19 protein-coding genes are annotated in these 26,995 nt (G+C 39.5%); 6 read left to right on the top strand and 13 right to left on the bottom strand.

Translation table 11 applies throughout. The features are described 5' to 3' along the window. Position 1 precedes the first annotated feature (1 nt). The 12 genes from glgB to glgP (JG735_RS05470) are packed head-to-tail and all read right to left on the bottom strand — an operon-like array spanning position 2 to position 18,310. The gene (gene glgB / locus JG735_RS05525; protein WP_201334089.1) at positions 2-1,900 is read right to left on the bottom strand and encodes a 1,4-alpha-glucan branching protein GlgB; all 1,899 of its coding nucleotides are present in this window, start codon (positions 1,898-1,900) and stop codon (positions 2-4) included. Continuing rightward, positions 1,897-3,351, bottom strand: coding sequence for a glycogen synthase GlgA (gene glgA, locus JG735_RS05520; RefSeq protein WP_201334088.1), 1,455 nt, complete (start codon positions 3,349-3,351; stop codon positions 1,897-1,899). The genes glgB and glgA overlap by 4 nt, the downstream gene beginning before the upstream one ends. After that, positions 3,348-4,124 carry an ROK family protein gene (locus JG735_RS05515; RefSeq protein WP_201334087.1) on the bottom strand — a complete coding sequence of 259 codons (777 nt, stop codon included), beginning with the start codon at positions 4,122-4,124 and terminating at the stop codon, positions 3,348-3,350. Before JG735_RS05515 ends, glgA begins: the two co-directional genes overlap by 4 nt. After that, the gene (locus tag JG735_RS05510; RefSeq protein ID WP_201334086.1) at positions 4,108-5,112 is read right to left on the bottom strand and encodes a DUF4931 domain-containing protein; all 1,005 of its coding nucleotides are present in this window, start codon (positions 5,110-5,112) and stop codon (positions 4,108-4,110) included. Before JG735_RS05510 ends, JG735_RS05515 begins: the two co-directional genes overlap by 17 nt. Then, positions 5,100-7,052 (bottom strand): alpha-amylase/4-alpha-glucanotransferase domain-containing protein, encoded by a 1,953-nt coding sequence (locus JG735_RS05505; protein ID WP_201334085.1) that lies wholly within the window; start codon positions 7,050-7,052, stop codon positions 5,100-5,102. Before JG735_RS05505 ends, JG735_RS05510 begins: the two co-directional genes overlap by 13 nt. A 9-nt stretch (positions 7,053-7,061) precedes the next feature. After that, complete coding sequence (locus JG735_RS05500; RefSeq protein ID WP_201334084.1) at positions 7,062-8,960, bottom strand: glycoside hydrolase family 57 protein; 1,899 nt, start codon at positions 8,958-8,960, stop codon at positions 7,062-7,064. Next, a complete protein-coding gene (locus tag JG735_RS05495; protein ID WP_201334083.1) occupies positions 8,957-11,482 on the bottom strand; it encodes a sugar phosphate nucleotidyltransferase in 2,526 nt (841 codons plus the stop codon). Before JG735_RS05495 ends, JG735_RS05500 begins: the two co-directional genes overlap by 4 nt. Then, the gene (locus JG735_RS05490; protein ID WP_201334082.1) at positions 11,479-11,742 is read right to left on the bottom strand and encodes a glycogen-binding domain-containing protein; all 264 of its coding nucleotides are present in this window, start codon (positions 11,740-11,742) and stop codon (positions 11,479-11,481) included. The genes JG735_RS05495 and JG735_RS05490 overlap by 4 nt, the downstream gene beginning before the upstream one ends. Before the next feature lie 10 nt (positions 11,743-11,752). Continuing rightward, on the bottom strand, positions 11,753-13,396 hold the full coding sequence (glgP, locus tag JG735_RS05485; RefSeq protein WP_201334081.1) for an alpha-glucan family phosphorylase: 1,644 nt from the start codon (positions 13,394-13,396) through the stop codon (positions 11,753-11,755). Next, positions 13,393-14,634 (bottom strand): glucose-6-phosphate isomerase, encoded by a 1,242-nt coding sequence (locus tag JG735_RS05480; protein ID WP_201334080.1) that lies wholly within the window; start codon positions 14,632-14,634, stop codon positions 13,393-13,395. Before JG735_RS05480 ends, glgP (JG735_RS05485) begins: the two co-directional genes overlap by 4 nt. Then, positions 14,631-16,220, bottom strand: coding sequence for a phosphoglucomutase (locus JG735_RS05475; protein WP_201334079.1), 1,590 nt, complete (start codon positions 16,218-16,220; stop codon positions 14,631-14,633). The genes JG735_RS05480 and JG735_RS05475 overlap by 4 nt, the downstream gene beginning before the upstream one ends. Then, on the bottom strand, positions 16,217-18,310 hold the full coding sequence (gene glgP, locus JG735_RS05470) for an alpha-glucan family phosphorylase (RefSeq protein ID WP_201334078.1): 2,094 nt from the start codon (positions 18,308-18,310) through the stop codon (positions 16,217-16,219). Before glgP (JG735_RS05470) ends, JG735_RS05475 begins: the two co-directional genes overlap by 4 nt. A 129-nt stretch (positions 18,311-18,439) precedes the next feature. On the opposite strand from glgP (JG735_RS05470), the gene purH reads away from it, so the two are divergent. Genes purH through JG735_RS05455 form a run of 3 tightly spaced genes read left to right on the top strand, consistent with a single transcriptional unit; the run spans position 18,440 to position 22,324 of the window. Further along, positions 18,440-19,960, top strand: coding sequence for a bifunctional phosphoribosylaminoimidazolecarboxamide formyltransferase/IMP cyclohydrolase (gene purH / locus JG735_RS05465; protein ID WP_201334077.1), 1,521 nt, complete (start codon positions 18,440-18,442; stop codon positions 19,958-19,960). Beyond that, on the top strand, positions 19,960-20,703 hold the full coding sequence (locus JG735_RS05460; RefSeq protein ID WP_201334076.1) for a DUF72 domain-containing protein: 744 nt from the start codon (positions 19,960-19,962) through the stop codon (positions 20,701-20,703). Before purH ends, JG735_RS05460 begins: the two co-directional genes overlap by 1 nt. A 55-nt stretch (positions 20,704-20,758) precedes the next feature. Continuing rightward, positions 20,759-22,324 carry a nitrite/sulfite reductase gene (locus JG735_RS05455; RefSeq protein ID WP_201334075.1) on the top strand — a complete coding sequence of 522 codons (1,566 nt, stop codon included), beginning with the start codon at positions 20,759-20,761 and terminating at the stop codon, positions 22,322-22,324. Here JG735_RS05455 and JG735_RS05450 read toward each other — a convergent pair. Continuing rightward, the gene (locus JG735_RS05450) at positions 22,300-23,664 is read right to left on the bottom strand and encodes a dynamin family protein (protein WP_201334074.1); all 1,365 of its coding nucleotides are present in this window, start codon (positions 23,662-23,664) and stop codon (positions 22,300-22,302) included. The genes JG735_RS05455 and JG735_RS05450 overlap by 25 nt on opposite strands. A gap of 134 nt (positions 23,665-23,798) precedes the next feature. On the opposite strand from JG735_RS05450, the gene htpG reads away from it, so the two are divergent. The 3 genes from htpG (at position 23,799) to JG735_RS05435 (ending at position 26,990) form a co-directional block, all read left to right on the top strand. Then, positions 23,799-25,604, top strand: a complete 1,806-nt coding sequence (gene htpG, locus JG735_RS05445; RefSeq protein ID WP_201334073.1) for a molecular chaperone HtpG — start codon at positions 23,799-23,801, stop codon at positions 25,602-25,604. A gap of 113 nt (positions 25,605-25,717) precedes the next feature. Beyond that, complete coding sequence (locus JG735_RS05440) at positions 25,718-26,617, top strand: DnaJ C-terminal domain-containing protein (protein ID WP_201334072.1); 900 nt, start codon at positions 25,718-25,720, stop codon at positions 26,615-26,617. Then, positions 26,610-26,990: a heat shock protein transcriptional repressor HspR gene (locus JG735_RS05435; protein WP_201334071.1), complete on the top strand. Its 381-nt coding sequence runs from the start codon at positions 26,610-26,612 to the stop codon at positions 26,988-26,990. Before JG735_RS05440 ends, JG735_RS05435 begins: the two co-directional genes overlap by 8 nt. The last annotated feature ends 5 nt before the right edge of the window (positions 26,991-26,995 follow it).

Below are 26,995 nucleotides of genomic sequence, written 5' to 3'. Positions count from 1 at the left end.
CCTATGAAGTTAATCGTAAATAAATCACACTTAAGGCTGGAAGAGTTATAGTGATGGAATTTTCAAATCCACAGCACTCCATTGGCTCGCTTTGCAAAAATCTGTCTGGATAGCAGTCCCATCCCAGATATTTTGGATGTTGGGAATTAAAAATCTCTTTGTATTCTCCTTTCTTTGGAACGGGCAGAATATAGTTTTCATACTGGGTATCGGCAAAATTGCACACAACAACGATGGTCCCATCTTTTGCTACTCTTGCAAAACTCAAAACACTTCGTTCCCAATCCTTTTCATTGAGCCAGATAAACCCCTCTCTTTTTTCATCCCATTGATACAGAGCCGGAGTAGTTTTGTAAAGGGTGTTGAGATCTTGTAACATCCTTTGCAAAGCTTTATGTTTGGGATCTTGCAAAAGTTCCCACTGAAGCTCTCCATCAAAATTCCACTCCTTGAACTGGGCAAACTCTCCTCCCATAAAAAGAAGTTTTTTGCCTGGATGGGCTGCCATATATCCAAAAAGAGCTTTTAAGTTTGCCAGTTTTTGATTGATGTCTCCTGGCATTTTGTTGATGAGCGAGCCTTTCATATGGACTACTTCATCATGGCTCAGAGGCAAAATAAAGTTCTCATCATAGGCGTACCACATGGAAAAAGTGATCTGGTTGTGATGATATTTGCGAAAGAGGGGATCGGTTTTGAAGTATTTGAGAGTATCATGCATCCAGCCCATATTCCATTTATATCCAAAGCCAAGTCCTCCTGCAAAGACTGGTTTTGTAACACCAGGAAATGCAGTGGATTCTTCTGCAATCATTGTAATGCCTTCAAATGTGCCGTAACAACTCTCGTTAAGCTGCTTTAAAAACGAGATCGCTTCTAAATTTTCATTGCCCCCATAGATGTTTGGCTCCCACTCCCCTTCTTTTCTTCCATAATCAAGATAGAGCATACTTGCTACTGCATCTACTCGGATACCATCGATATGATACTTTTCAAGCCAAAAATGCGCTGATGAGATCAAGAAAGCTCGTACTTCGTTTTTGCCATAATCGAAAACGGCGCTTTTCCACTCTGGATGATAGCCTTTTTTAGGATCAGCGTACTCATACAGAGCCGTTCCATCAAAAGCGATGAGTCCGTGCCCATCCGTGACAAAGTGCGAGGGCACCCAATCCAGTATGACACCAATTCCATGAGAATGCATAATATCCACAAACTCCATAAACTCTTGCGGTGTGCCATACCTTGCAGTTGGAGCATAGTAACCGCTTACCTGATAGCCCCAGGACCCTTTGAAAGGATATTCGGTAATGGGCAGTAGCTCCACATGGGTATATCCCAACTTTACTAGATACTGGGCTAATTCTTTTGCAGCTTCCGTGTAGCTTAGATAACTTCCATCATCTTTTCTTCTCCAAGAGCCCAAATGTACTTCGTAGATGTTCATTGGTGATTCGTGAATGTTTGTTTTGGCTCTTTTTTGCATCCATTGGCTATCTTTCCAGCCATATCCCTTTAAAGACCAGATCCTTGAAGCCGACTTTGGAGGCTTTTCTGCATAAAATGCGTAGGGGTCTGCTTTGAGCAAAACAGTGTCATAGGGAGTGATGATATGGTATTTGTAGGTTTGACCAATCTTTGCTTCAATCGTAAAGCCTTCCCATATTCCGCTTTCATCCTCTCTTTTTTTAAGAGGATGAGCGGTAGCGTTGTAACCGTTAAAATCCCCCACAACGCTTACATATTTTGCATGAGGCGCCCATACGGCAAAATAGACCCCATTTTCCCCTTGATATTGCATAATATGAGCACCAAATTTTTCATACAGTTTCGTATGAGTTCCCTCTTTGAATAGATATATATCAAAATCGCTAAAACGCGTTACATCATGGCAAATCATTGTTTTGTCTCCATTGCCAGTTCATAGACTCTTTCATATTCTTTAGCGCTTCTTTGCCAGTCGAACCGCTTGCTCATAGCGGTATGGATCATTGTATGTACTCCCTCTTTGTCATGCAGCCACGTATCGACAGCCCAGCGAACAGTTCCGATGAGAGCCTCTTTGGTCGCATCGTAAAACTTGAAACCATCTCCCGTTTTTGTGTGGGGTTCATAGTTTTGGATCGTATCATCAAGTCCGCCGACAGCACGCACAATTGGAAGTGTTCCATAGCGAAGAGAGTAGATCTGATTGAGTCCACATGGCTCAAAGAGACTTGGCATCAAGAAAAGATCACTTCCTGCTTCAATCTTGTGGGCAAGCTCATTGGAGTATCCCACATAGCAGCCAACATTTTCATATCGACTTGCAATATCTTGGAAAAAACCTTCCGCCCATTTTTCTCCGCTGCCTAAAAAGACCATCTGCAAAGGCAGATGTACCAATTCATGCATGGCTGCAGCTATCAGCTCTATTCCTTTTTGCTGTGCAAATCGTCCCACGAAACCAATAAGTGGAATATCATCTTTTTGGGCAAGATGAAAGCTTTTTTGCAAATCTATCTTACACACTTTTTTACCGCTAAGATCGTCGATATCGTAGTTTTTTGCTATAAAGGGATCCGTTTTTGGATTCCACTCATCATAGTCGACCCCGTTTAATATTCCAAAAAGCTTATATGCATGGGCTTTGATATGCTCTTGCAAACCAAAACCAAACTGGGGCGTCTGTATCTCTTGGGCATACTTGGGGCTTACTGTTGTGATTTTGTCTGCATGATAGATTGCGCCTTTCATGAGATTAAGCGCTCCAAGGGCCTCCATTTCGTACATATTAAAGTGTTCCCAGCCAATTCCCAGATATTCAAAAGCACTTTTAGCAAAGACGCCTTGATGCTGGAGATTGTGTATCGTAAAAACAGAAGCGGTTTTTTGAAAGAAAGGGTCATTTCGCAAAAGAGTATTGAGCAGTATCGGTTGGGCTGCAGTGTGCCAATCATTCGCATGGACAATGTCTGGCTTGAAATCCAAAGCTCTTGCAAGTTCCAGTGCCGCTTTGGAAAAGAAGATAAAACGCGCATCATTGTCCGGATAAGAGTAACCATTATAGTCTGTATAGAGATTAGCTCTACCAAAAAAGATCTCATAATCGATAAAATAGACTTCTACTTCTTCATAGATAGTCTTGTATGCACCGCACCACAACGTGCCAAGTGGTCCCATATCCACACCGATATTTCCAATAACAAACTCCAAATCATTTTTATTAATCGTGTAGTATCGCGGCAGGACAACTTTAACGTTGTGTCCCAGTTTCTTCAGATATTTTGGCAGAGCCGAAGCTACATCGGCCAAGCCACCGGTTTTAGCAAATGGTGTCATCTCTGAAGCGCAAAAGAGAATCTGTTTCATGGAAGCCTTTCTAATAAAATTTTTATTCCCTCCAAAGAGGCATCTTCAAGTTGCGTAAGTTTGATTTGCACATCTTTCAAAGAAAATGGGGGAGAAAAACTCTCAATCTTTTCTTGTATCACACCGATTATATCAGGACTGTTTTTTATGACACCCCCTCCCAGAACCAAAACAGAAGGATTAAAAAGTGTCAAAACAGTTGCAGTTGCATACAAAAGTGCTTCAGTATAGAGCGCATAGAGCACTTTGTTTTTTAGCGTCGCCTCTGTTTTTAGATAGTTTGCCCACTTTTGCAAGCCGCTGCCTGATGCAAAAAGCTCAATACAGTTATCTTTTCCACACCCACAACGAAAAGGAGCCTTTTTATACGGAATATGACCGATTTCACCTGCTAAATTTCTAAAACCCCGAACAATTCTATTTTGATCGATTGTAGCGCTGCCAAGACCTGTGCCGGAATAGAGAGCTGTAATGCAGGAGGCGTTAAAAAATTGAGCTTCAGCTAAAACGGCACATTTGAGATCATTTTCTATAACATATGGTATACCCATTTTTTTTGGATCAAAAGTGGCATGGATATTGGGAGCAGATAAAATCTCATTCCTGAAAACCTGTCCGGCATAGGAAATCCCCATATGAGTAATTTTCCCTTTTTTGATCAAATCTTGAATAAATGTTTGCAAATCAATTTTATCGAGCCGTTCTTTCCCCTTTATGCCGTTTGCCATCTCCCACCTGATGTATGTACCTCCTATATCAAGAGCCAGTTTCATACCATCTCCTAAGAAGCTGTGCCGCCATCTCCGGAACTACAGGATTGATCATCGATCCAGTTGCCATTTCAAATCCCGCAAGTGTGTACATTCTTGGCGTAACACGAACGTAGAAACGAAAAATATTGTTTACTTCATGAAAAAAGGAGCTGTTTTCAAAGTTTTCATTGAGTGGTGGCAAATAGAAAAGTAGATTAAAAGGAAAATCGCCAAGCTCTCTTGATAAAGCAAAAAAAAGTAAGCGAATATGCTCTGCCAATTCTTGCAGCTGCATGTTTGAACACTCCCCAAATCTTACATTTTTTGCGATGATTGCTGTTTCAAAGGCAAAAGAGGAGGCATACGGAGTGTAGGTAAAAAAGTGTTCACTCTCTTTAAGGGATCTTTGTCCATTTTGCTCAAAAGCAACAATATCTTCATGCAAGGATCTTCCGTGATGATGATAATACCTTTGGCAGTGCTCAAAAAGAGCGAGATGCGTTTTTGTCATGAGCGGCAAAGCGATAATTTGTGTATGTGGATGGGGTTGGGTGGCTCCCGCCCTGAGCCCATGATTTTTAAATATCTGTACAGTTATCAACTTTTTATCCTTGCATAAATCGATATAACGCTCTTGTAAAGTCGAAAGCCACAAAAAAATCTCCTCTTGGCTTAAAGTATGCAAATTTGCGTAATGATTTGGCGTATCGATGACAATCTCATGGGCACCATATCCGCCCCACATCTCATTTAAACCATCTCTTTTAGATTCATAAGGGGTCTCTATCTGAACCGCTTTATACAGATTTGGTATGACTCTTGTTCGCCAAGATCCATTTGTTTTGATTGAGAAAATCTCTTGAGGTGTCAATTTCTCATTACCCGGACAAAAAGGGCAGTTTTGCACAGAATCCAAAGGAGATGTTGGCTGAGGCATAGGTCTATGGAGCCGCTCTGGTGCAATGATAATATATTCGTTATGGAGTAGATCGTATCTTATTTCAGACATAGTTGTAAATCCCATCGGAATGTTTTTGCAAAAGCAAACGAAAAAGCGATACTGATGCCTTGCTGAGTGCGTTCGAAACCTTTTTCGCTTTGGGATACGGTACAAAGCGGTACGACATAAATCCGTACTGCTTCGTCAAATGAGAAATGAAGCGTTTTTTGCGTAAACGGATCAACAATCTCAAGCTTTTTTGAGTAGAATTCCAATTCGTCACAGCAGAATTTTGCATTGATGAGAAGTGACTCATAATGGGCAAAATGGAGATTCCACTCATTGATATAGAAAAGCTCCTTTGTATACGTTGAGTGAAAATCGATGGACATTTTCAAGCAATTTGCAGCGATAAAATATGTTTTTTTCATGGATGCCGGATATTTTTGATCAAGATAGAGCCCTCCTTGACGCTCAAAGGTAGTTGGCTCTTTTAATGTAAAAGGCTGATTGGCGAAATCTCCATACTCCTTGAAACTGTTTTGTAAAAACGTTTGGATATTGAAGGATGTATCACTGAAATGATCAATGGCTGAATTTTTCACATACCAGTCAAAAAAGAGATTTTTTCTGACTTCTTCGTCTATTTTTGGAGCCATTTCATGAATGGTTGTGATGCCTTTTTCACCTTTCTGTTTCTTTGGATGAAGAATTGTTTCATGATAGGCTTCGTATCTTCTTGTTAAGGTATTTTGAAAGTTGAAAGCCGAATCGATATCCAATATTTCAATAATCTGACCCCCCGACTTTTCATAGAATCGCCACACAAAATTCTCTTGTTTAACCTCAAGCTCTTTATACCCATCCATATCTTTATCAGCAACATCCATCCGATCATCAAGGGTTTTTTCACACTCGGCAACAAAACGGTAAGCATTGTCTCTTAAGTTTGGCAGATACAATCCTCCAAAAATACCATGCCAGTAGACATCGTTTGTCTGGAGTTTGTACAAAGATTCACTTTTTTGCCTTTTTGAGATATCAAGCATTCGTTTATGAAGTCTGTTCGACTCTTCATATTTGACAAAAAAGTTTCTCCAGATACCTCCCCGTATAAATTTGATACCGATCGTTTCAAAGTACTCTTTGCCCACTTTTTCTTTGAGTTTCTCAAGTTCAAGAATATCTTTAGCCTTCAGGCTCCACTCTCCCATCTCATAATAGGAGACATTTGCCAAATAGGCAAGTCCCCTCGGTTTTTGTCTCAGCATCGATTCAAAATGTTTGGTTTCAATATCACTTTGTAAAATTTTTTGGATAAACGATTCGAGCCACCCTTTTTCATAGACCCACTCATAGGTATTCGGCCACAAACCAAATTTCTCCGCATCATCAAACAAAATGGCATTTTCAAAAGAAGCAATAGTCTGCAACGCCTCATCCACAGGATAAAAAGGGATAGCATAGCGAAGATCTTGTGATATAGGAAAAAGAGTAAACCTGTGACCATTCTCTTCACTGAAAAAGTAGCCTTCAAGCTCCTCTTTGTCAAATCCGCTGGCTAGAAAATGGTAATCATCCACCACCACATACTCAATACCGCAATCTATAAAATCGGATGCGATGGAGCTCTCCCATACTCTCTCTGTTAACCAAAGTCCTTTTGGTGTTTTTGAAAAATGGTTCTGAATAAAATGATTGAGTTTTTCAATCTGTACTATACGATCCTCTCTTGGAATACTGGCAAGTACCGGTTCATAAAATCCTCCGGTGAAAAATTCGATACTGCCTTGATCACTGAGATACAAAATATCCTCAAACACATCGCTGTAACGCTCTTTGAGCTCTTCAAACAGCCATCCACTGCAGTGCAGTGCAAAACAAAACTCGGGATATTTGCGCAGAATTTGAAAAAGAGGTCTATAGCACCTTTGTACTGCATTCTCTACCGCTTCCGGCAAATTTTGCGTAGGCTGATGCATATGCAGCCCAAAATAGAGACGACTCATACATCCACCTCATACAAACCAGTAACGGGTATAGTCATTATCAATCCTTATATAGAGTCTTGTGGTCGATGGAAGAATTTGAAGAAGTCTCTTTTCTTTGAATATCTCGATTCGGACTTCAAACTCCTTTTTTTGGCAACTCTTTTTATCGATTTCAATTTCAATGATTTCATCTTTTGCTACTCGTTTGATTTGGACTTCATCCTCATCAAAAAAGCATCGACAATCAAGTAGTGCCACACCATCTCCATCCATCCTAAAAAAGATAGAGCTTTCATTTTCTCCCCAAAAAAGCTTTTGAATGACAAAATTACTCTGCATCGTAGAAGATTTCTCATCCAGATACCCGCTATCGAGCCATTCGAAAAAGGAGGTGACTTTTCCATCAATAATAGGATATATATATCCTCGAGGCTCATTGATAATTGCTTGCATCGAATGTGCCCCAACAATCGGAATCCTTATATCTTGTGGAGGGTTTATGCCAAGATGCTTGTATATTGCCATAAGGTGGCTTCGAAAAAGGGTGTCGAACTCTTGTGCAAATTCCGTATAGTGTCCATATCCATACCACCAGAACCAGTCAGAGGTCTCGGCAAGTAAAAATTGATGTTGAACAAATGTGTCCTGTGCATGATGCATCGAATCTCTTTTGGTTTGAAACAGAAGTTCCCATGCTCTGTTTTTCTCTTCATCACCGATCCATGTATCAAAATTTCCATAAATCCATGACCCGGGTGCCAATCTTTTTAATGGTTTTGCTTGTAACGTAGCGGCTTCATCATAAGTAAGAGTATCTTTTTCTTCAAGCATTGCATACAAAGCGTTTAGAAAATCCCAGCCATTTTTGGGATAGTACTCCCAGGCATTTTCACCATCCAAGATGATAAAAACAGAGCCTTTTTGAGGAAGTCTTTGTGAAAAATCCTCAACGGCTTTATCTGCTGGAAAATCTTTATAGACAAATCCCAAAAGATCGCTCAGTTCATGGTCTCGAAAAAAGATTTTTACACCTTCAAAAGCGTAGGGACTATATTTATCGCTTTCTTCACTCTTATACAAGATCGCCTCATCTGTCGCTATCCATGCGATGTTTTCCTGTTTATACAGCGTTACACTTTTTTCGTCCACTGCTCCTTCAGCCGGCCAAAACCCTTTTGGTTCTTTGCCAAAAACAGTTTTATAAAGCTCTTTTGCTTTTTGTATATGTAAAATGGCGTCATCTTGCAATGAGAGTGGTTGTTTTGGCAATGTGATAGAGGGATTTGCCTCTTTCGCTACATTGATATCCAAAAGCAAGGGCAAAATCGGATGGGAATAAGGAGTCGTCGAAACAGCTATTTTCCCATCATCTTGCAATTTCCTATAAAATGGAAGAATAGAGGGTAAAAAGGAAAAAAGATTTTGGATGAGATGCTCTTTTTCTTCTTGGGTATAACCGCTTTTTCGTAGAAGGGATTGGATAAAACTGTTTGTATTTCTTAGATAGTTGCCACACCAGCTTAAAAGAAAATAGACTTCCAAATCATTGAGCTCTTCATCATCAAGATCCTCTTTTTCAATCAATGTAAAAAATCGATGGTTCAGACCATAACCCATAGTTTGAGGATGCACTGTTTTACACACTTTTTGGAGGGTATTTTTTTCCTCTTTCGTTAAAAAGTCCGTTTTTTTAAGAAACAGCTGTAATATCCTGTCGCAAGAAGGGCCTTTTTGAATGTAATCTCGAAGCTGCTCTATGAGAATTGGCGTAAGGTTGAAACTCACCTTGACATTATATTGTGCTGCAATATAAGGCATATCATAATAATCTTTGATTGCATGCAAAAAGACCCAGGGGAGAGTAAAAACCCCTTTTTCATCCCTGTAATCTGGCTGATGCATATGCCAAAGTATCGCTATTTTCACTCGTTCATCCACTCACTTATCAATTTTTTGTATTTGTCATGAAGCAGCTTTCCTTCTTCTTCGTCACTCGCTTGCAAGAAAAGATTGAGATCTTCGGTATACTGGTCAGGAATCATCAAAACCCAATCCGTATCATTTTCCCAGATTTTTACACCATCGATAGTGGAATGGGGTTTATCATGGGCGTATTCGATAAACTTTCGCATCATTTTTCCCTTTTTGCTTTGCGGACAAGGGATTTTGCACTTTTTATAATAAAAATGCTTCATCTCTTTTTCTATCTGCGAAAGAAGAATATTGTGACGACTTAAAAGCTCCATGATTTTGAGCGTCGCATAGATCGCATCTCGATGATATGCAAACTCTGTAAAGGCAAAGTTGCCATCTACTGTGGCAATAAGATCATATTGTTTAAAATCTTCTCTTTTAAAATTGAAATATTTCCCTCTGTCAATTTCAATGTTTGTAAAATCTCCATCCATCATATCCGGTGCCCAGGATGGAAGGAAAACTCTATATTTTTTCCCTTTTTGGGCCGCATCTATATCCATAAGTCGAAGTACTGCTATGAGTGTATCGACTCTATCCAACACCTCTCCATCGTCACTAATGAGCGTCAAACGCTGACCGTGCGGATAGATGAGTACTCCAAGCTGGAAATGCAACGCGGTAACGATACGTGACAATTCATACCGGGACTCTTTTGCATAATGGGTGATATTTTCAAGTTTCAATCTGTCATAATAGGCATTGAGCAAAATATTTTCTATCTGTATTTCAGAAAGAATACGCGGAAAAATCTCTTTTGTGATACCAAACATCAAATCGATCACTACTTTGAAATTGCTTCCTCTTATAATTTTGTGATCGATCAGTTCTTCAATTTTTTGCAGATACATTCTACATGCATTCTTTCTTAAACGTTCGTCATCGATCAGCTTGCCCATAGCTTTATAATCAACTTTTCGAAACTTTTCCGTAAAGTAGTTTTTCTCCACATTCTTTGCCATATCCGTATCGAGTCTGTGGCCTTCGTTGGTATACAAAATGATTTCCACACTGGAAGGATCTTGGATGCTTTTGCGAAAATAGGCCCCAGCATCGATATGCTCATTGGCACGAATATAGTATCGCAATATTGATGGTGGAATCTCTTGTAAATCCTCAATATTGACTCCCGTAGCGAGAGTCCCACCATCAAAGGCACGTTTAAGCATTCTGGATGAGTCTTCGAAATCACGACCAATAGCTATGGTGCTTCCTTCCGGTAGCAAAGATGCAAAGGCTTCGGCGATTTTGCACGACATCTCACATCCGATTGCGATGTTTGCTTTGCCACGGATAATACCTTCGTGAAAGATGGCATTTTTGTATTTTGTTCCCCAGACCACATTGTTCGTTACAATAGCGGCAGGTTCTATCTCTTTGTTCGGCCAGACAGTCACATCTTGATCAAAAGTGGCCAATTTTCCGACGCGACATCCTTCTGCTAAAATAACACCTGCTTTTGCGGTAACCATATCTTCGATAACATTGTCGTTACATATAACGGCGTTATCAAATGTACACTTTTTCCCTATGGTAATACCATTCCAAAGAATGGAGTTTCTCAGTCTACACTCCTCACCTATAGAAACATTATCTCCAATGGTTACATTGTGCAGTCTTGTATTTTTTCCAATCGTTACATTATTGCCAATCACTACCGTATCGATAATCTCAACACTTTTATCTATTTCGCTGTCGCCTTGCAGATAGAGCGTTCCTTCAGGATATTTGATCACTTTGCCAGGAATTTCAAATTTTACTTTTTGCAAAAAGATATCTTTGTGTACTTCCCGATAGCTCTCTGGATTGCCAACATCTCTCCAGTATCCATGGGCGGTATACCCCAAAAGATCAATCCCCTCTTTCATCAACAAAGGAAAAAGATCTTTGGCAAAATCGAAGGATTCGCCTTTGGGAATAAAGTTTAGAATCTCGGGTTCAATGACATAGATTCCTGTGTTTATCGTATCGCTAAATACCTCGCCCCAGCTTGGTTTTTCCAAAAATTTCTCGATTTTCCCCTCTTCATTGACAATAACCACCCCAAACTGCAAAGGATTATCCACAGAAGTCAATGTAATAGTAAGTTTTGAGTCTCTTTTTTCATGGAATTGCAAAATTTTTTGAAAATCAAAATCGGTTACCAAATCACCACTGATGATTATAAATGTTGTATCCAGATACTCTCTTGCCATACCGACGGCACCCGCTGTTCCATAATCTGCATCGGGCAAGACGTAATGGATTTTTACGCCCCATTCACTCCCATCTTTGAAATGGTCTTTGATGATTTGTGGTTTGTAATATAGAAGAATCACTACTTCGTCGATACCGACATTGACAAGCTGCTTTAAAACATTCTCCATCATAGGAACGTTCATAACAGGAAGCATCGGCTTTGGCAGAGAGTGGGTGAGAGGTTGGATACGGGTTCCAAACCCGCCAGCCATAATAACCGCTTTGACCTTTTTCATGGCTCTACCTTCAAAACAGAATTGAAGCTGCCATAAGGAGAAGGAGCAGTTGGGAGTGTCTCTTCTATCGTCCAAACTCCGTCGATAAGATATCCAAATTCATACGTGCCCGGTTTCAGACGTTTTGTTTTTGAAAAAGAGCCATCTTTGTTCTTTTTCATTGGCTCTTCTTCCCAGCCGTTCCAGCTTCCTTTAAGGATCACCTCATTTGCATCTGTGTGCACGATGAATGTAACACTTTTTGGGTTTCTTTTAATCATCATTTACTCCTTATGGGATATACATTTTTTGATAATACTCATCCGCCATTCTTGTGCTGTCAAAGAAATGCAAAATATCTCGCATACCGTTTTTGGCAATCTGAATCCATTTTTTAGGATTGTTGTAATACATCGGTAAAATAAGGTCTTCAAGCTTTTGCATCATATGTTCATAATCGATCCTGTCGATCTCTTCTATAGGCAGATTCGGATCTGCGTGGGGAATGACAAAAGCGTTTTGGCCATCCTTTGCAAACTCTGCAATCCATCCGTCGTCTATCGAAAAATTGATGCTTGCATTGACTCCTGCACTCATACCACTCGTTCCGCTTGCCTCTCTTCCCCACCTTGGCGTATTGAGCCACAGATCGCTTCCTTGTTTTAAAAGTTTAGAAAGACGCAGTTCATATCCAATCAATACGGCCACATTTTTAAACTCTTTGCTCATCAAAACAAGTTCATTAAAGGTTTCGATCGCATTCGTATCGAAAGGATAGGGCTTGCCAGCCCAAATAATTTGGATCGGATATTCACTATTTTGAATCAGCTTTCGAAAGCGCTCTATATCCCGGATAAGCAGTTTTGGACGTTTATACTCAGCAAATCGTCTTGCCCAAACGAGTGTACATACATCTGGATCAAAAAGTTTTCCTGTCTGATCAGCTACCTCTTCGAACAGTTTATGTTTAAGATGTTTCTTTCTGCCAATGAGCTGATAATCTTCATGTTCTTGCATCCATCTTAACAGCTGTTTATCGGCCCAGTAGTTCATGTCTTGTGCATTGGTGATACTGATAATCTCACTTCTATCCTTCACATGAGACCACATCTGATTGGAAACCGTTTCATGAATCTTCGATACTGCGTTTGATCGCTTGGAGAGTTTCAAGGCACCCACTGTCAAAGAGAAATTTTGTTCATGATAATGAAGCAGTTCTTGTACTTCCTGAGCACTCAATCCTGCAAAAAAACCCATTTTTGCCAAAAGATTGATATCATGCTCTTCATTTCCCGCCATTTCGGGAGTATGTGTCGTAAAAACGAGCCGCTTTTGTACCTCTTGGATATCTTTATATGTTTGATACAGTTCAAATGCCAACGGCAAGGAGTGCCCTTCGTTCATATGATAGATTTCGATCTCTTGTCCAAGAGCTTTGAGTACTTTTAAACCTCCTATGCCTAAAACAATCTCTTGAGCAATTCTGGTCTCCTCATTGATATCGTATAATCGATGGGTTATTGTCTGACTGAGATAATCGTTTTCAAAAATATCGGTGGATAGTAAAACAACAGGGGCCGTACCAAAGACTGAGCCAGGAAGAAGATAGGCTTTGACTTTGACAGGTTTATTGTTGATCATAACTTCGACAACAACACCTGTCTCTTGTAAAAAGTAGTAGAATTTTCTTCGAAAATCGACCTTGAGCGTATTATCCTCATATCTGTTTTGATCATAGTATCCGTAGCTCCAAAGCATGCCTATACCGATAATATTTTGACGAAGTTCACAAGCACTTCGCATATGCGAACCTGCCAAAAATCCAAGACCTCCGGAGTAGGTTTTGAGTGCTTGGTCAATGGCAAACTCCATAGAAAAATAGGCAACACTCGTTTGATATTTTGGATTGATTGAGTAGTGGTGCAATCTTCTCATTTGTTTGCAAACCTCTCTTTAAGGATCTTTTTGCCAAGCTCAACTCCTGGTTGATTATAGGTATTGATACCGAACATCTCTCCGACAACGGAGGTAAGCAGCTCATAATAGGCCATCAATTCACCAATACTCTCTTCATTCATAAAGGGAAGAACAATTTTATCGACGGGAATATTTTGCGCTTTGACACTTTGCATTGTTGCTTTGCACTCTTCATTGATGAGTCTGTTGAATGTGGAGCCATTGACAAAATCTGTTTTGGAAAGATGCGGCAACGAGATATCTGGGATTGTAAGCTCTTCCTCAAAATCATCGATACAGATAAAAGTGAGCGTTTTGTCCTGCGGACCTTCCATGACAAGCTGCAAGAAGGAGTGCTGATCCACCGAACCTATGTGTGCGATGGGGGTAGGGCCTACACGGTTACCTTTTCGGTCTTTTTTGCCAAGGGACTCTCCCCAAAGCTGAACATACCATTTATTGAAATCTTCCAATTCATCCGCATAGGAAAAAAGAACGTTCATTCTATGCTTCTGCCAATTTTTATAGATAAAAGCAGCTTTTATAAGAATATGCTCTTCATGAAGCATGAAAAAGCGATCGAACATACCCCTGGCACCTTCCAAAAAGCTCTGCGTATCGTATCCTGCTATCGTCAAGGGTACGATTCCCACTGCACTCATCACAGAAAATCGTCCGCCTACATTTTTGGGGATTGCAAAACTCTCGATTCCATACTCATTTGCAAAAGCGTGAAGAGGTGAATCGATATCGGTTATCACCAAAATCTGCTCTGTATCCTTTTGTAAATCGATGTTGAAATATGCAATCGCAGCTTTGAATATAGAGAGGGTTTCAATGGTCCCTCCCGATTTTGAAATGACTATAAAAAGGGTTTTGTTTTTTTTGATCTGTTCAAACTGGTGTCGTATCGCTACAGGGTCGGGGTTTTCCAAAAAAAAGATCGGTTTATGTTCTTTTTTGTATCGCAAAAAGTGATCCACAGCCTTCGTACCAAGTGATGAACCCCCGATCCCGATAACGGCAATCGCTTCAAACTTTTGAGAAAGTTCTCTTTTCATGATCTCTTCAACAATCAACATCGATTCTTGGGGAAGGTTGAAATATCCCGTAACACCGTTCTCTTTTTCATGCAACACAGCGCCGTAAGCGTTTGCCATGAGGTTTTTTATCTCATTGTCCATTTCTAGTGGATAGTCTAAATGGTAGGCATTCATAGAAGATTCCTTACAATGGTTTGTGCTTCTTCTTGCAGTGCATGAAGATGTTCATTGGATAGAAAACTTTCGGCATAGATTTTGTAGATATCTTCGGTCCCCGATGGTCGCATGGCGATCCAGCCATTTTTTGTAACGATTTTTACACCACCAACGCTCATACCATTGACTTGTGTGAAAACAGTTTCAACAGGCTCACCTGCCAATGTTTTTAAACCAAGTTTCTTTGGATCAATCGCCTTTATTTTCATCCGTATCTGTTCGTTTGCCGGGACATCGATCCTTTCATAATAGCTTTTGCCAAATTTAGCTTCAAACTCTTGATATATAAGAGCCGGATCTTTCAATTTTGCCTTGATCTCTGCTGCCAAAAGCGCCATGATGATGCCATCCTTATCTGTTGTCCAGACAGTTCCATCCTTTCTTAAAAAACTCGCCCCCGCACTCTCTTCACCGGCAAATCCTAGCCACCCTTCATACAGACCCTTAGCAAACCATTTGAAACCGACTGGCGTCTCATATACTTCAACGCCCAAATCTTTTGCCACTCGATCGATCATGGAGCTGGAAACAAACGTTTTTCCGATTTTGAGATTTTTGGGCCATTTTCTGTGTGTAAAGAGATACCAGATAGCCACACTCAAAAAATGGTTGGGATTCATTAATCCCCCAACAGGCGTAACGATGCCGTGGCGGTCTCCATCGGTATCGTTTGCAAAGGCCAGGTCATATCTCTCTTTGATTTCCAGCAAAGAGGCCATTGCATAAGGACTTGAGCAATCCATCCGGATCTTTCCGTCATGATCGATCGTCATAAAGGAGAAACGGTAATCAAGATAGTTGTGACGGATATGAAGAGACAGATCATACACCTCATTTATTTTTTCATACACCTGCATTGTCGATCCGCCAAGTGCATCTGCACAGAGCTTAAGTCCGCTTTTTTGGATCGACTCCATATCAACAATTTCATTCAATGACTCAACATAAGGAGTGATGAAATCCTCTTTTTTGATATGTTTTTTTTCCAAAGCCTCTTCATAATCGATCACTGTATAGTTTCTGTTTTGCAATATCTCATTTGCTTCTTTTTCGATAATGGAGGTGACATCCGTATCGGCTGGGCCTCCATTGGGCGGATTGTATTTGTATCCTCCATCTTCTGGTGGATTGTGTGAAGGAGTCAAAACGATTCCATCACACTTTCTACCTTTTCTGTTTTTTTCCAATATTGTAAAAGAGACTAATGGAGTTGGTGTGAATTTGTCAGTATGGATTACCTCTATCCCATTTGCTCCAAAAACCCGTAACGCACTCATCTTTGCAGGAGTGGATAGGGCATGGGTATCGATTCCGATGATGATCTCTTGCGTACCGCTTCTTTTTTTGTAGTTACAGAGTGCCTGAGATATGGCAAAAATATGCTCTTCATTGAAACTTCTTCTTTGAGCACTTCCCCTGTGACCACTTGTACCAAATTTTACAGGAGCAAGATCTTTTTTGATATAAAAATATTCGCTCACCAGTTTTGCCGTATCTATCAAAATATCCTTTGGGGCTTTTTTGCCAGGTATCAATCTATTCATTTTTCTCCTATCCTCTCATAAAATCTGTTTTTGTACTCTTTCATCATACGCCTGGCACTAAAATGGGGAGCAACACTTTTGATAGCCTCCTTCATCATTTTCGTCCAACTTGATGGAATCCCATTTTCATCCTGATCATAATAGAGTGGAACAATCTCGTTTTCCAAAAGATCGTACAATTCATTTGCGTCTTTCAAATCATCGCTTGGATCCACGCCAAATGCCCAGCCATTTTTGCCGTTAAATCCTTCAAGCCACCAACCATCTTTGGTCGAACAGTGTAAAACACCGTTTATGGAGGCTTTCATACCACTTGTCCCACACGCTTCCAAAGGAAGTTTTGGATTATTGAGCCAAATATCGCAACCTTTGACCATATATTTTGCAAGCTCTTCACCGTAATCTTCTATAAAAGCAATTCGACCTTGAAACTTTGGATTTTTTGCCACATTGAATATCTTTTGGATAATTTTTTTACCGGGAATATCTGCTGGATGCGCTTTTCCGGCAAAAATAATCTGCATAGGTTTAGAAGGGTCATTGACTATTTTTTCAAGTCTGTCAAGATCGTACAAAATGAGATCTGGGCGTTTGTATTCGGTCATTCGTCTTGCAAAACCGATAGTGAGGACTTCTGGATCGAGCATCACACCTTCTGCTAAGAGCACCATTGGATCGGTTGTTCCTCCAGCCCATTTTTTGCGACCTTTCTCTTTGATGAAATTAAAAAGATCATATTTGTTTTGTATATGCATCTGCCATAAGAACTTTTCATCGATGTCATCAACTTTAAACCAGATATCGGGATCATCTTGAAAATCCAACCACTCACTGCCAAGAGTTCTATCGAGTTCTTTTTCCAAATCACCATCGATCCATGTACTTAGATGCACCCCATTAGTAATCGCATCAATTTTGGAATTTTGCTCTTTTAAAACTTGTTGCCAGATCTTTGATGCTACTTGCTGGTGCTTTTTGCTGACACCATTTTTGTATTCACACAATTTCAAAGCCAGTACGGTCATATTGAAACCATTTGATGGGTTCGCTGGATCGATACCAAAGGAAAGCAGATCGTTTATATCAATGTCGAGTTTTTTTGCATACTCGCCAAAATATTTTCCCACCATATCAAATCCATACACATCCGTTGCAGCCATTAACGGTGTATGGGTTGTAAAGATGGAACTTTTTTTGACCTTTTCTACTGCATCGTTAAACTTCAAATTTTTATTTTCTACAAAATATCGAAGTCTCTCAAACAGAGCAAATGCAGGATGGCCTTCATTGAGATGCAGGATGGAAAACTCAATTCCTAGTCTTTCCAAAACCGCATGGCCACCGATACCCAAAACAATTTGCTGTCTAAGTCTTTGATGCATATCGGATGTATAGAGACGATAACTTATCATCCTGTCCCATGGATCGTTTTGATCTATATCGGTATCGAGAAGATAGAGGCTCACCCGTCCGACATTGACCCTCCATACAGAAACGTAGACTGCCGGAGTGATCAATGGAACTTGAATGGTAAGATGATTCCCTTTTTCATCAAGTACTTTTTCAATGGGAGCGATCTCTTTTTCGATTGTCTCATTCTCACCCTTTTGCCATCCGTCACTCCCAATCACCTGATGCACATATCCACCCGGATACATAAAGCCTATGCCTACCATCGAAAGATTCATATCGCTTGCTTCTTTTAAAATGTCTCCAGCTAAAAAGCCTAGACCTCCCGAGTAGATAGGAAGGGATCGGTGCAGGCCATACTCTGCACAAAAATAGGCAACAGTTTTTGAATCTTTGCAAGAAGAGGGCTGCATATACTGTTTAAAGAGTGCATAGACATAATGGTACTCTTTAAGAAAATCCTTGTTAAGCAGAAGTTTTTCATACTCCTTTTTTGAAAGGGAACGCAAAAGTTTGATGGGATTATGGACGCTCTCTTTCCAACGATAGGGATCTATCGTTCGAAAAAGTCGTCTGGCCCTTGCATTCCAGCTCCACCACAGATTAAGAGCAATCTCTTGCAGTCCTTCCAATTCTTTGGGAAGATTTGGAATTCGAATAGATCGTGCGGGATCATTCATTTCATTTCCTTTAAAAATCATATCCATTATACATCACGAATTTTAAATTAAAATTAACGAAAAATCCCGCATATAGGGAACTATAAGTATGAAATGGATATAATATAATCAAAAAAGCAAAGGACAAAGATGAGAGCACTGTTAAGTGTCAGCGACAAAACAGGGATAGTTGATTTTGCAAAAGGGCTAGTAGAACTGGGATACGAGATTGTAAGTACCGGTGGAACCTGGAGAGTTTTAAAAGATGCAGGGATTGAAGTGACAGAAATCAGCGAAATAACGAATTTTCCAGAGTGTTTTGAAGGAAGGGTAAAAACGCTCAATCCATATGTACATGGAGGAATTTTATATAGAAGAAACAAGCCGGACCATGTCGAAGAAGCTAAAAAACTTGGCATTGAGCCAATTGATCTGGTTTGCGTCAATCTCTATCCCTTCAAAGAGACAATTGAAAGAACAGATGATTTTGAAGAGATTATAGAAAATATCGATATTGGCGGACCAACGATGGTACGAAGTGCGGCAAAAAACTTTGAAAGCGTAATCATCGTAACGGATCCTAACGATTATGACAAAGTTTTAATGGCTTTGAAAGAGAATAAAAACACGCTTGAATTTCGAAGAGAGCTCATGATTAAGGCGTATGAACATACTGCCCAGTACGACGCTACCATTGCAAACTATATGAATGAACGATTTCACGAAGGATTTGGCAACAAGCAGTTTATCGTAGGGAAAAAAGTTTTCAATACCCGTTATGGAGAAAACCCGCATCAAAAGGGAGCTCTGTATGAGTTTGAAGATTTTTACAATGAGCTTAATATTTTGAAAGGTGAGCCTAGCTTCAATAACCTCACAGACATCAATGCAGCGACCAAGATCGCTGTAAGCCTTGGAAAAGGAAGTGTCGTTATCGTCAAACATGGCAATCCTTGCGGAGCGGCTCTCAAAGAGGATCTCGTAACTTCATGGCAAAAAGCGCTTGCAGCAGATCCAGTAAGTGCATTTGGCGGGGTAGTAGCAGTCAATGGCGTGGTGACAAAAGAGCTTGCTGAAGAGATCAATAAAATTTTCGTAGAAGTATTGATTGCTGGAAAGATAACCCAAGAGGCGCAAGAGGTATTCGCAAACAAAAAACGCATCAAGCTGTTTGATCTTGGACAGGCTGAACTGGAAATCAGCGGTGATATGTATGATTTCAAACATATCGAAGGGGGATTTGTCTATCAAACAGCCGACTTTGTCAAAGATGAAGAGGTGCTGGAAGCAAAACAGGTGAGCAAAGTAGGGGTAGAGGATAAAAAAGATCTTTTGATGGCATACAAAATCGCGGCTCTTACCAAATCAAACTGCGTAGCATACGTGAAAGATGGAGCGCTTGTAGCAATCGGTATGGGAATGACGAGCAGAGTCGACGCGGCAAAATGCGCACTCAAAAAAGCTGAGGAGCTTGGTATTGATGTGAAAGGTGCTGCAATGGCGAGCGAAGCTTTTTTTCCATTTAGAGACAGTGTAGATGAGGCGGCAAAAGCCGGAATCAAAGCAATCGTTGAGCCTGGTGGAAGCATCAGAGATGATGAGGTGATAGAAGCAGCCAATGAACATGGCATCGCCCTTTACTTTACAGGTGTGAGACACTTTTTGCACTGATGATTTACATAGGCACTGCTGGATGGAGCATACCGAAAACGTATGCCCATCTTTTCCCAAAAGAGGGAACACATTTGGAGCGCTACGCTCAAGTTTTTAATATTACTGAAATCAACAAGACATTCTATCAACTCCCAAGAGCTTCAACCCTCCAAAAATGGAGCCAAAGCACTCCCGATCATTTTCGGTTCAGTGTGAAGATGCACCGTTCATTCACTCATATTCACAAACTCCGATCGACCGAAAATTTGCATGATTTTATAAAACATTTGCAAAACCTTGGAAATAAATGGCTTGCTCTTTTGATTCAGCTTCCACCAAAATTGACTTTTGAATCAGAAATCGCAATACCATTTTTTTCTACTCTTCGCTCAATCTATCAAGGCCATATCGCTTTGGAAGCGAGAAACGAGACATGGCTGGAAGCGAAAGAGGTTTTACACCAGTTTGATATATCGTTGGTTGCAGCGGATCCTCCAAGATTTGAAGGAAACGACAAGCCACTTTTTTATACTGATTTAATCTACTATAGACTCCACGGCTCTCCAAAAATATACTACTCAAAATATGATGAGAAGTTTTTAAGGAACATTGCCGACAATATTATACGCTTGGAGGCAAAAGATACTCTTGTCATTTTTGACAATACCGCCAGCGGGGCAGCTATAGAAAATGCCTACGAATTACGGCAAATTATCACATCTTTGCAATCCAACATAGAAAATTACGATGAAAAAAAATAAAAAATAGTTGATATTACATTAGAGATTAATACAAAATTTTAGTACCATTACTGTTATGAAAAAAAATAAAATAGAAAAATTAAAAGAGCAGTTGTCTCCTTGGGAGTACTATCAGCACCGTCTGCCAAACCTAAAAGCTGATGAGATAAAAGATGCAGATATCTTCTATCTCAAAAATTTTGGTATCTATACAACAAAACAAAATCCAAAAAATTTTATGCTTCGTTTACGTTTCGATCAAAAAGAGATGTCTCTTGATACTGCCGAGTTGATATTGGATAATATCAACGAGAATACAAAGATTTTACTCACTGCAAGAGGGCAGTTGGAACTGCATGGATTTACTTTTGAAGAGGTACTATCACTGCACTATCTTTTTAAAAAACATGGACTAACAAGTTGCCAAACATTGACAGACAATGCCCGCGCCATTGTGACCGATCCACTCTATGACATTGCTGAAGATTCCATTGTTCACGTCACACCACTTATAGAAAAGATGCAAAAACTCTTTTTGGAAAAAAAAGAGTGGTGCGGAATGCTTCCAAGAAAATTTAATACGGCAATTGCTGCAAATAAAACACTCATCACACCTTTTTGGGGGAATGACTGCTATTTTGCATTGGCAAAAAAGGATGATACGTACGGTTTTCACCTCTATGTGGGAGGGAAAAACACCCACTTTGCACAAGAGTGTGACATTTTCGTTTTTTATGAAGATGTCGTCGCGTTGTATGAAGCGGTTTTGCAGACCTATCTTGTTCACGGACTTCGTGCCAGCAGGACAAAAGCAAGACTTTACCATCTTATTGAGGAAGTGGGTCTAGAAAAATTTAAAGAACTATTGCAAACCTATTATCCAAAAAAGTGGCAAAGCGGTGGGAAAACCGTGGTACATTTTCATGAGCCATCAAAGCAGTGGTTCAAACTCAAAGATGGAGGCTGGGCATATCGATATTTTACAAAATTTGGAGAGATGACAAAAGCGGAATTTGCCCTTATTATAGATTTCGCACAAAAACATAACGCAACGGTTCGCTTAGGAATTGATCAAAATCTGTATATCATCAATCTTACTGAACCAAACATCGAAATCGATTCTCAACCCCACACCATTTTAGCCTGTGCCGGAAGCAAATACTGTATTTACTCTTTGTTCGATACAAAAGAGGGCGCTGCAACTCTTCCAATTGCAAGACTCAATAGGCACAACATCACAGTAGGCTATAGCGGCTGTTTGAAAGGGTGTGGAAGACATATTGTAGCCGACATCGGTTTTGTTGGGATACGTTTAAATCAATATGGAAAAGTAGAGCGGGGTGTTCGACTCTATATGGGAGCATTGCATTCCAAAGGCACTTTTCCGGCAAGATTGATTTTCTGGGCAGTCCCCCTTCGCAAACTCAACGCTTTAATAGAAACCATTCTCGATATCTTCGAAAAAAGTGGTTATGATTCGTTTGAGGCATTTTGTGAAAATGAAATAAACCAGTATGAAGAGGAGAAGGTGGCTTACTTTTTATTACTTCGTATGAAAGGAGAAGATGTAAAAATATCCGAGCTTGATCTTCCCTCTCATGAAACGTTTTTGGCACTTCAAAAAGAGCTTTTCTCTTCTTGAGAAGATTCGCTCTTTTTCATTGTAATAAACTGGTCGTTAAGCTTTTGGATAAAAGATTTTGATTTATTGATCAATCGTTCAAGTTCTTCTTGCATCAATTTTTTAAGTGGATTTGTAGAAAATATGGATCGGAACCATCGTGTCTGCTTTGTAAAAGCTTGCATGATTTGCATATCATCTATTTTCTGGGCCATTCTTTTGGAAAGCCAACTTTTCGTTTTCAAATGGAGTATAAAAAAAGCAACAATACTTACAGCCGCTATAATCGTCCACACTGTCGCATCCTGAAACTGCATCGAAATCCAACCGCCAAGAAGCGCCAGAAGAAGAATATACACAATATCAAAAAATAGAACTCTATTTCGAAAAGTAATCAACAACTCTTGCAATTTTGGAGCGAGACTCATAATCTCTTTGGCTCTATATTCCACATTTTTAACTATTCGATAGGCTCTGTCTATCAAAACCTTGTCCATTTTATGCTTGATTTCGGCTATATCATGATCTTTTTTCTTTTTGAGTCTCTCTTCAATGGCTGGATGCTCGATGGAAGCTGCAGCTTCGTTGTAAATGGCATAAAACCTGCCGCTCACGATCCCTTTTTGACTGAGTGCCCTTTGCCATGCTCCTATAATCTCTTCTAGATTATCTTCTTTGGCGCAGGTATCGATCTGGTTTAAAATATAGAGCACCTTATCGGAATCCGCATGATTTTTTGCAACTTCTACCAAATGATTAAGAGTATCTCGCATCGCACCAGGTTCAGGATGCCTTGCATCAAAAAAGATAAGCACGAGGTCGCTTAGATCGATGATATGGCGTGTGATTCGAAGAGTTGCATCTCTTTGGATATCTGCATCAAATCCGGGAGAGTCTATGAGAATTTTTCCTTTAATATTTTCACTGTTAACAGCTTTGAGTTGAAGGTATCTGTTGATGTTTTTCTCTTTGGGATCGAGTTTCTCGATCTCTTTTGAGATATTGTAAAATGGAAATCTAGGATCTGCATCAAGGGCGACACCTGGAAGAGTTGTTACCTCTTCATTTTTGCTGTAACAAATCACGGTAAATTTGTCATCGACTGCCTGATTGCCCGTATCTTGCACTTTTTTGCCAAGATATTCGTTGATAAAGCTTGACTTTCCTGCACTAAAGGTTCCAAGAATGGAGATAAGCGGCCACCAAGAAATCGATTCCGTAAAAGTCTGCTTGTCGTTTAAAAAACCGATTTTTCGCGCAATTGCATCAAGCTCTTTATACTCATCGATAACTTCCATTAAAATAGGATTTTCCTCTTTGAGGTGCTCTTTGAGTTTTGCATATCGCTCTTTTGGCGTCATAGAATCCCTTTTTTAAAAATACTTTTTCATTAATTATAGTAAAAATTTCTAATTTTAAGAATTAGTCATAATACTAATGATAATTGATATGAATTTTTGATATAATTTTATAAAAATATACTCAAGGAGGTTGCATGGCAAAACATCATTTTGAAGCAGAGATATCGAAACTGTTGAAACTCATGATCCATTCACTCTATACCAACAAAGAGATCTTCTTACGCGAACTGATCTCCAATGCTAACGACGCGATCGATAAACTCCATCTTTTGACACTGACAGATGAGAAGTTTAAAAATTTTTCCTTTGATCCAAAAATCACCATTACTCTTGATGAAGTGGAAAATAGACTTATTGTTTCAGACAACGGTATCGGTATGGACGATGTAGATATGATAGAAAATCTTGGAACCATCGCAAAAAGTGGAACAAAAAACTTTTTGGAAAAATTGAGCGGCGACGCGAAAAAAGATGCCCATTTGATAGGTCAGTTTGGTGTTGGATTTTACAGTGCTTTTATGGTGGCAAACCGTGTGGAAGTGGTAAGTAAAAAGGCTGGAGATGAGAAAGCTTGGATCTGGAGTAGTGAAGCAAACGGAGAATTTGAAATCGATGAAGCTCAAAGAAGTGAGCAAGGAACAGATGTCATTTTGTATCTTACCGAAGAGAACAAAGAGTTTTTGCAAGAGTGGAGAATAAAAGAGATTGTTAAAAAATATAGCGATCATATCCCATACAAAATCTATCTCAAAATTGGTGACAAAGAAGAGCAGATCAACAGTGCAAAAGCACTATGGCGAATGAGTAAAAGCGAAATAAAAGAGGAAGAATATAAGGAGTTTTATAAAACTCTTTCTCATGACAACAACGATCCGCTCCACTGGATTCACACAAAAGCAGAAGGAACCCTTGAATATACTACGCTATTTTACATTCCATCTGTGCAACCCTTCGATCTCTTTAGAGCAGACTATGAACCTGGAGTGAAACTGTATGTAAAAAATGTTTTTATTATGCAAGATAGAGAACTCCTTCCTACATATCTGCGATTTATTCGAGGAATCATCGATTCAGAGGATTTACCGCTTAATATCTCAAGGGAGATGCTCCAGCACAATATAGTCCTTGAAAAGATCAAAAAAGCTTCGGTGAAAAAGATATTGAGTGAACTTAAAAAGCTCAAAGAAAAAGAGAGAAAAAAGTATGTCAAAATTTGGGAACTCTTTGGAAAAGTGATCAAAGAGGGACTTATGAGCGATTTTGAAAATAAAGAGCTTCTCAAAGATCTCATTTTGTTTAAAACATCTAAAAGTGATGAGTATATCGATTTTGAGACCTATGTAAAAAATATGAAAGAAAATCAAAAATCGATCTATTATCTCATAGGCGAAAAAGAACTGAAAGATTCTCCACTGCTTGATAGGTTCAAAAAAGAGGATTTTGAAGTCATTTTCTTTACAGATGAAGTAGACTCATTCATTGTGCCAGCAATTGGCGAATATAACGAGAAAAAACTCAAATCCATTGCAAGTACAGAAGTAGATGAGGATTTCGAAACACCGGAAATTGATGAGAGTAAATATAAAGATCTCCTAGAAGCGATAAAAGAGGCTCTAAAAGATGAAGTCAAAGATGTCAAAATAACAACCAGACTTCAAGATTCACCTGCATGTTTGGTGCACGACAAAAACGATCCAGAGTTTCAAACATATGAACTGCTAAAACAAATGGGACAATATGCTACCCAGCCAAAACCAATCCTTGAGATAAATCCAGAACACTCAATCTTTACAAAGTTGTTACTCAAAAACGACTTTTCAATGGCAAAAGATATTGCCCTTGTGATTTATAATGAAGCAAGACTGCTTGAAGGAATGGAGATAAAAGATCCAGGAGAGTTTGCGAAAAGTCTGAACAGTTTAATTGAAAAAGCCCTCTGATGGGCTTTTTCGGTTCCAACTTCCAATTGCTAATTCTTAAAATATAAAATAAGTTGATTGACTTTGACTAAGATTTTATGCTATAATTAAAATAAAAAATTTGGAGGTCAAAATTGAGCAAAAGTCTGTATGAAACATTGGGAGTCAGTCCAAACGCCTCTGCTGATGAAATAAAAAAAGCGTATAGAAAATTAGCCAGAAAATACCACCCGGACATCTGCAAAGAACCTGAATGTGAAGAAAAATTCAAAGAGATCAATGCCGCTTATGAAATACTAAGTGATCCAGAAAAACGAAAGCAATATGATCAATTTGGTGACAGCATGTTTGGTGGACAAAACTTCCACGATTTTGCACAGCAAAATTTCCAAGGTGGTGTGGATTTAGATGAGATTTTACGCAGTATCTTCGGTGGCGGCGGTTTTGGAGGCTTTTCTGGCGGTGCAAGTTACAGCAGAGGCGGCTTTGGCGGTTTTGGAGGATTTGAAGAATTCGCTCAACCTGATCTTGATCTCCATGCAAAAATCACTATTCCTTTTAGAACGGCTGTACTTGGAGGAACCCATTCACTAACGATCAATGGGGAAACATTCGATGTTCGCATTCCACCGGGACTCAAAAATGGCGATACTTTGCGTATTAGAGGAAAAGGAAAAAGCTATAACGGAAAAAGAGGTGATCTACTGCTCAAAGTAGAAGTTGCACCGGACCCAGAGTACGAGCGAGTCGGAAACGATTTGTATAAGACAATTGACATTCCGCTTAAAATCGCTATGTTTGGTGGTAAAGTCAAAGTTCCTACGTTAGAAAAAGAGATTACACTCAAAGTACCTAAAAATACAAAATGTGGTGCAAAATTTCGTGTCAAAGGGCTTGGTGTAATGGATAGAAAAACAAAACAAAAAGGGGATTTGTATCTCAAAGCAAATATTGTTATACCAAAAGTGGAAGAACTCGATCCAGAACTTGCTAAAATGATGGAAGAAAAACTGCCAGGAGGCGAAAATGCATAGATATGACGAACCGGTCTATCTTATCAGTGTTGTTGCAAAAGTGCTCAATATCCATCCCCAGACTTTGCGACAATATGAAAGAGAAGGGCTTATTTCCCCATCACGTACGCAAGGGAAAACAAGACTCTATTCACAAAAAGATATTGATCGCATTAAAACAATTTTACGCCTGACAAGAGATCTTGGTGTAAATCTCGCAGGGGTCGATATCATACTTCGACTCAAAGAGCAGATGGCAGAAATGGAAAAAGAGATCGAGTATTTACGCTCAGAACTTGAGAAATATGAAAATCAGATGTGCGTTCCAAAAAGTAGGGCAGTTGTAAAAAAAGATTATAATACGGATATCATCATTTTTGAGGAAGAGGAGTGATTTTT

It is taken from the genome of Nitratiruptor sp. YY08-10 (assembly GCF_016629565.1).
In the GTDB taxonomy this organism is placed as follows: Bacteria; Campylobacterota; Campylobacteria; order Campylobacterales; family Nitratiruptoraceae; genus Nitratiruptor.
This window is presented reverse-complemented; position numbering and strand designations above follow the sequence as displayed.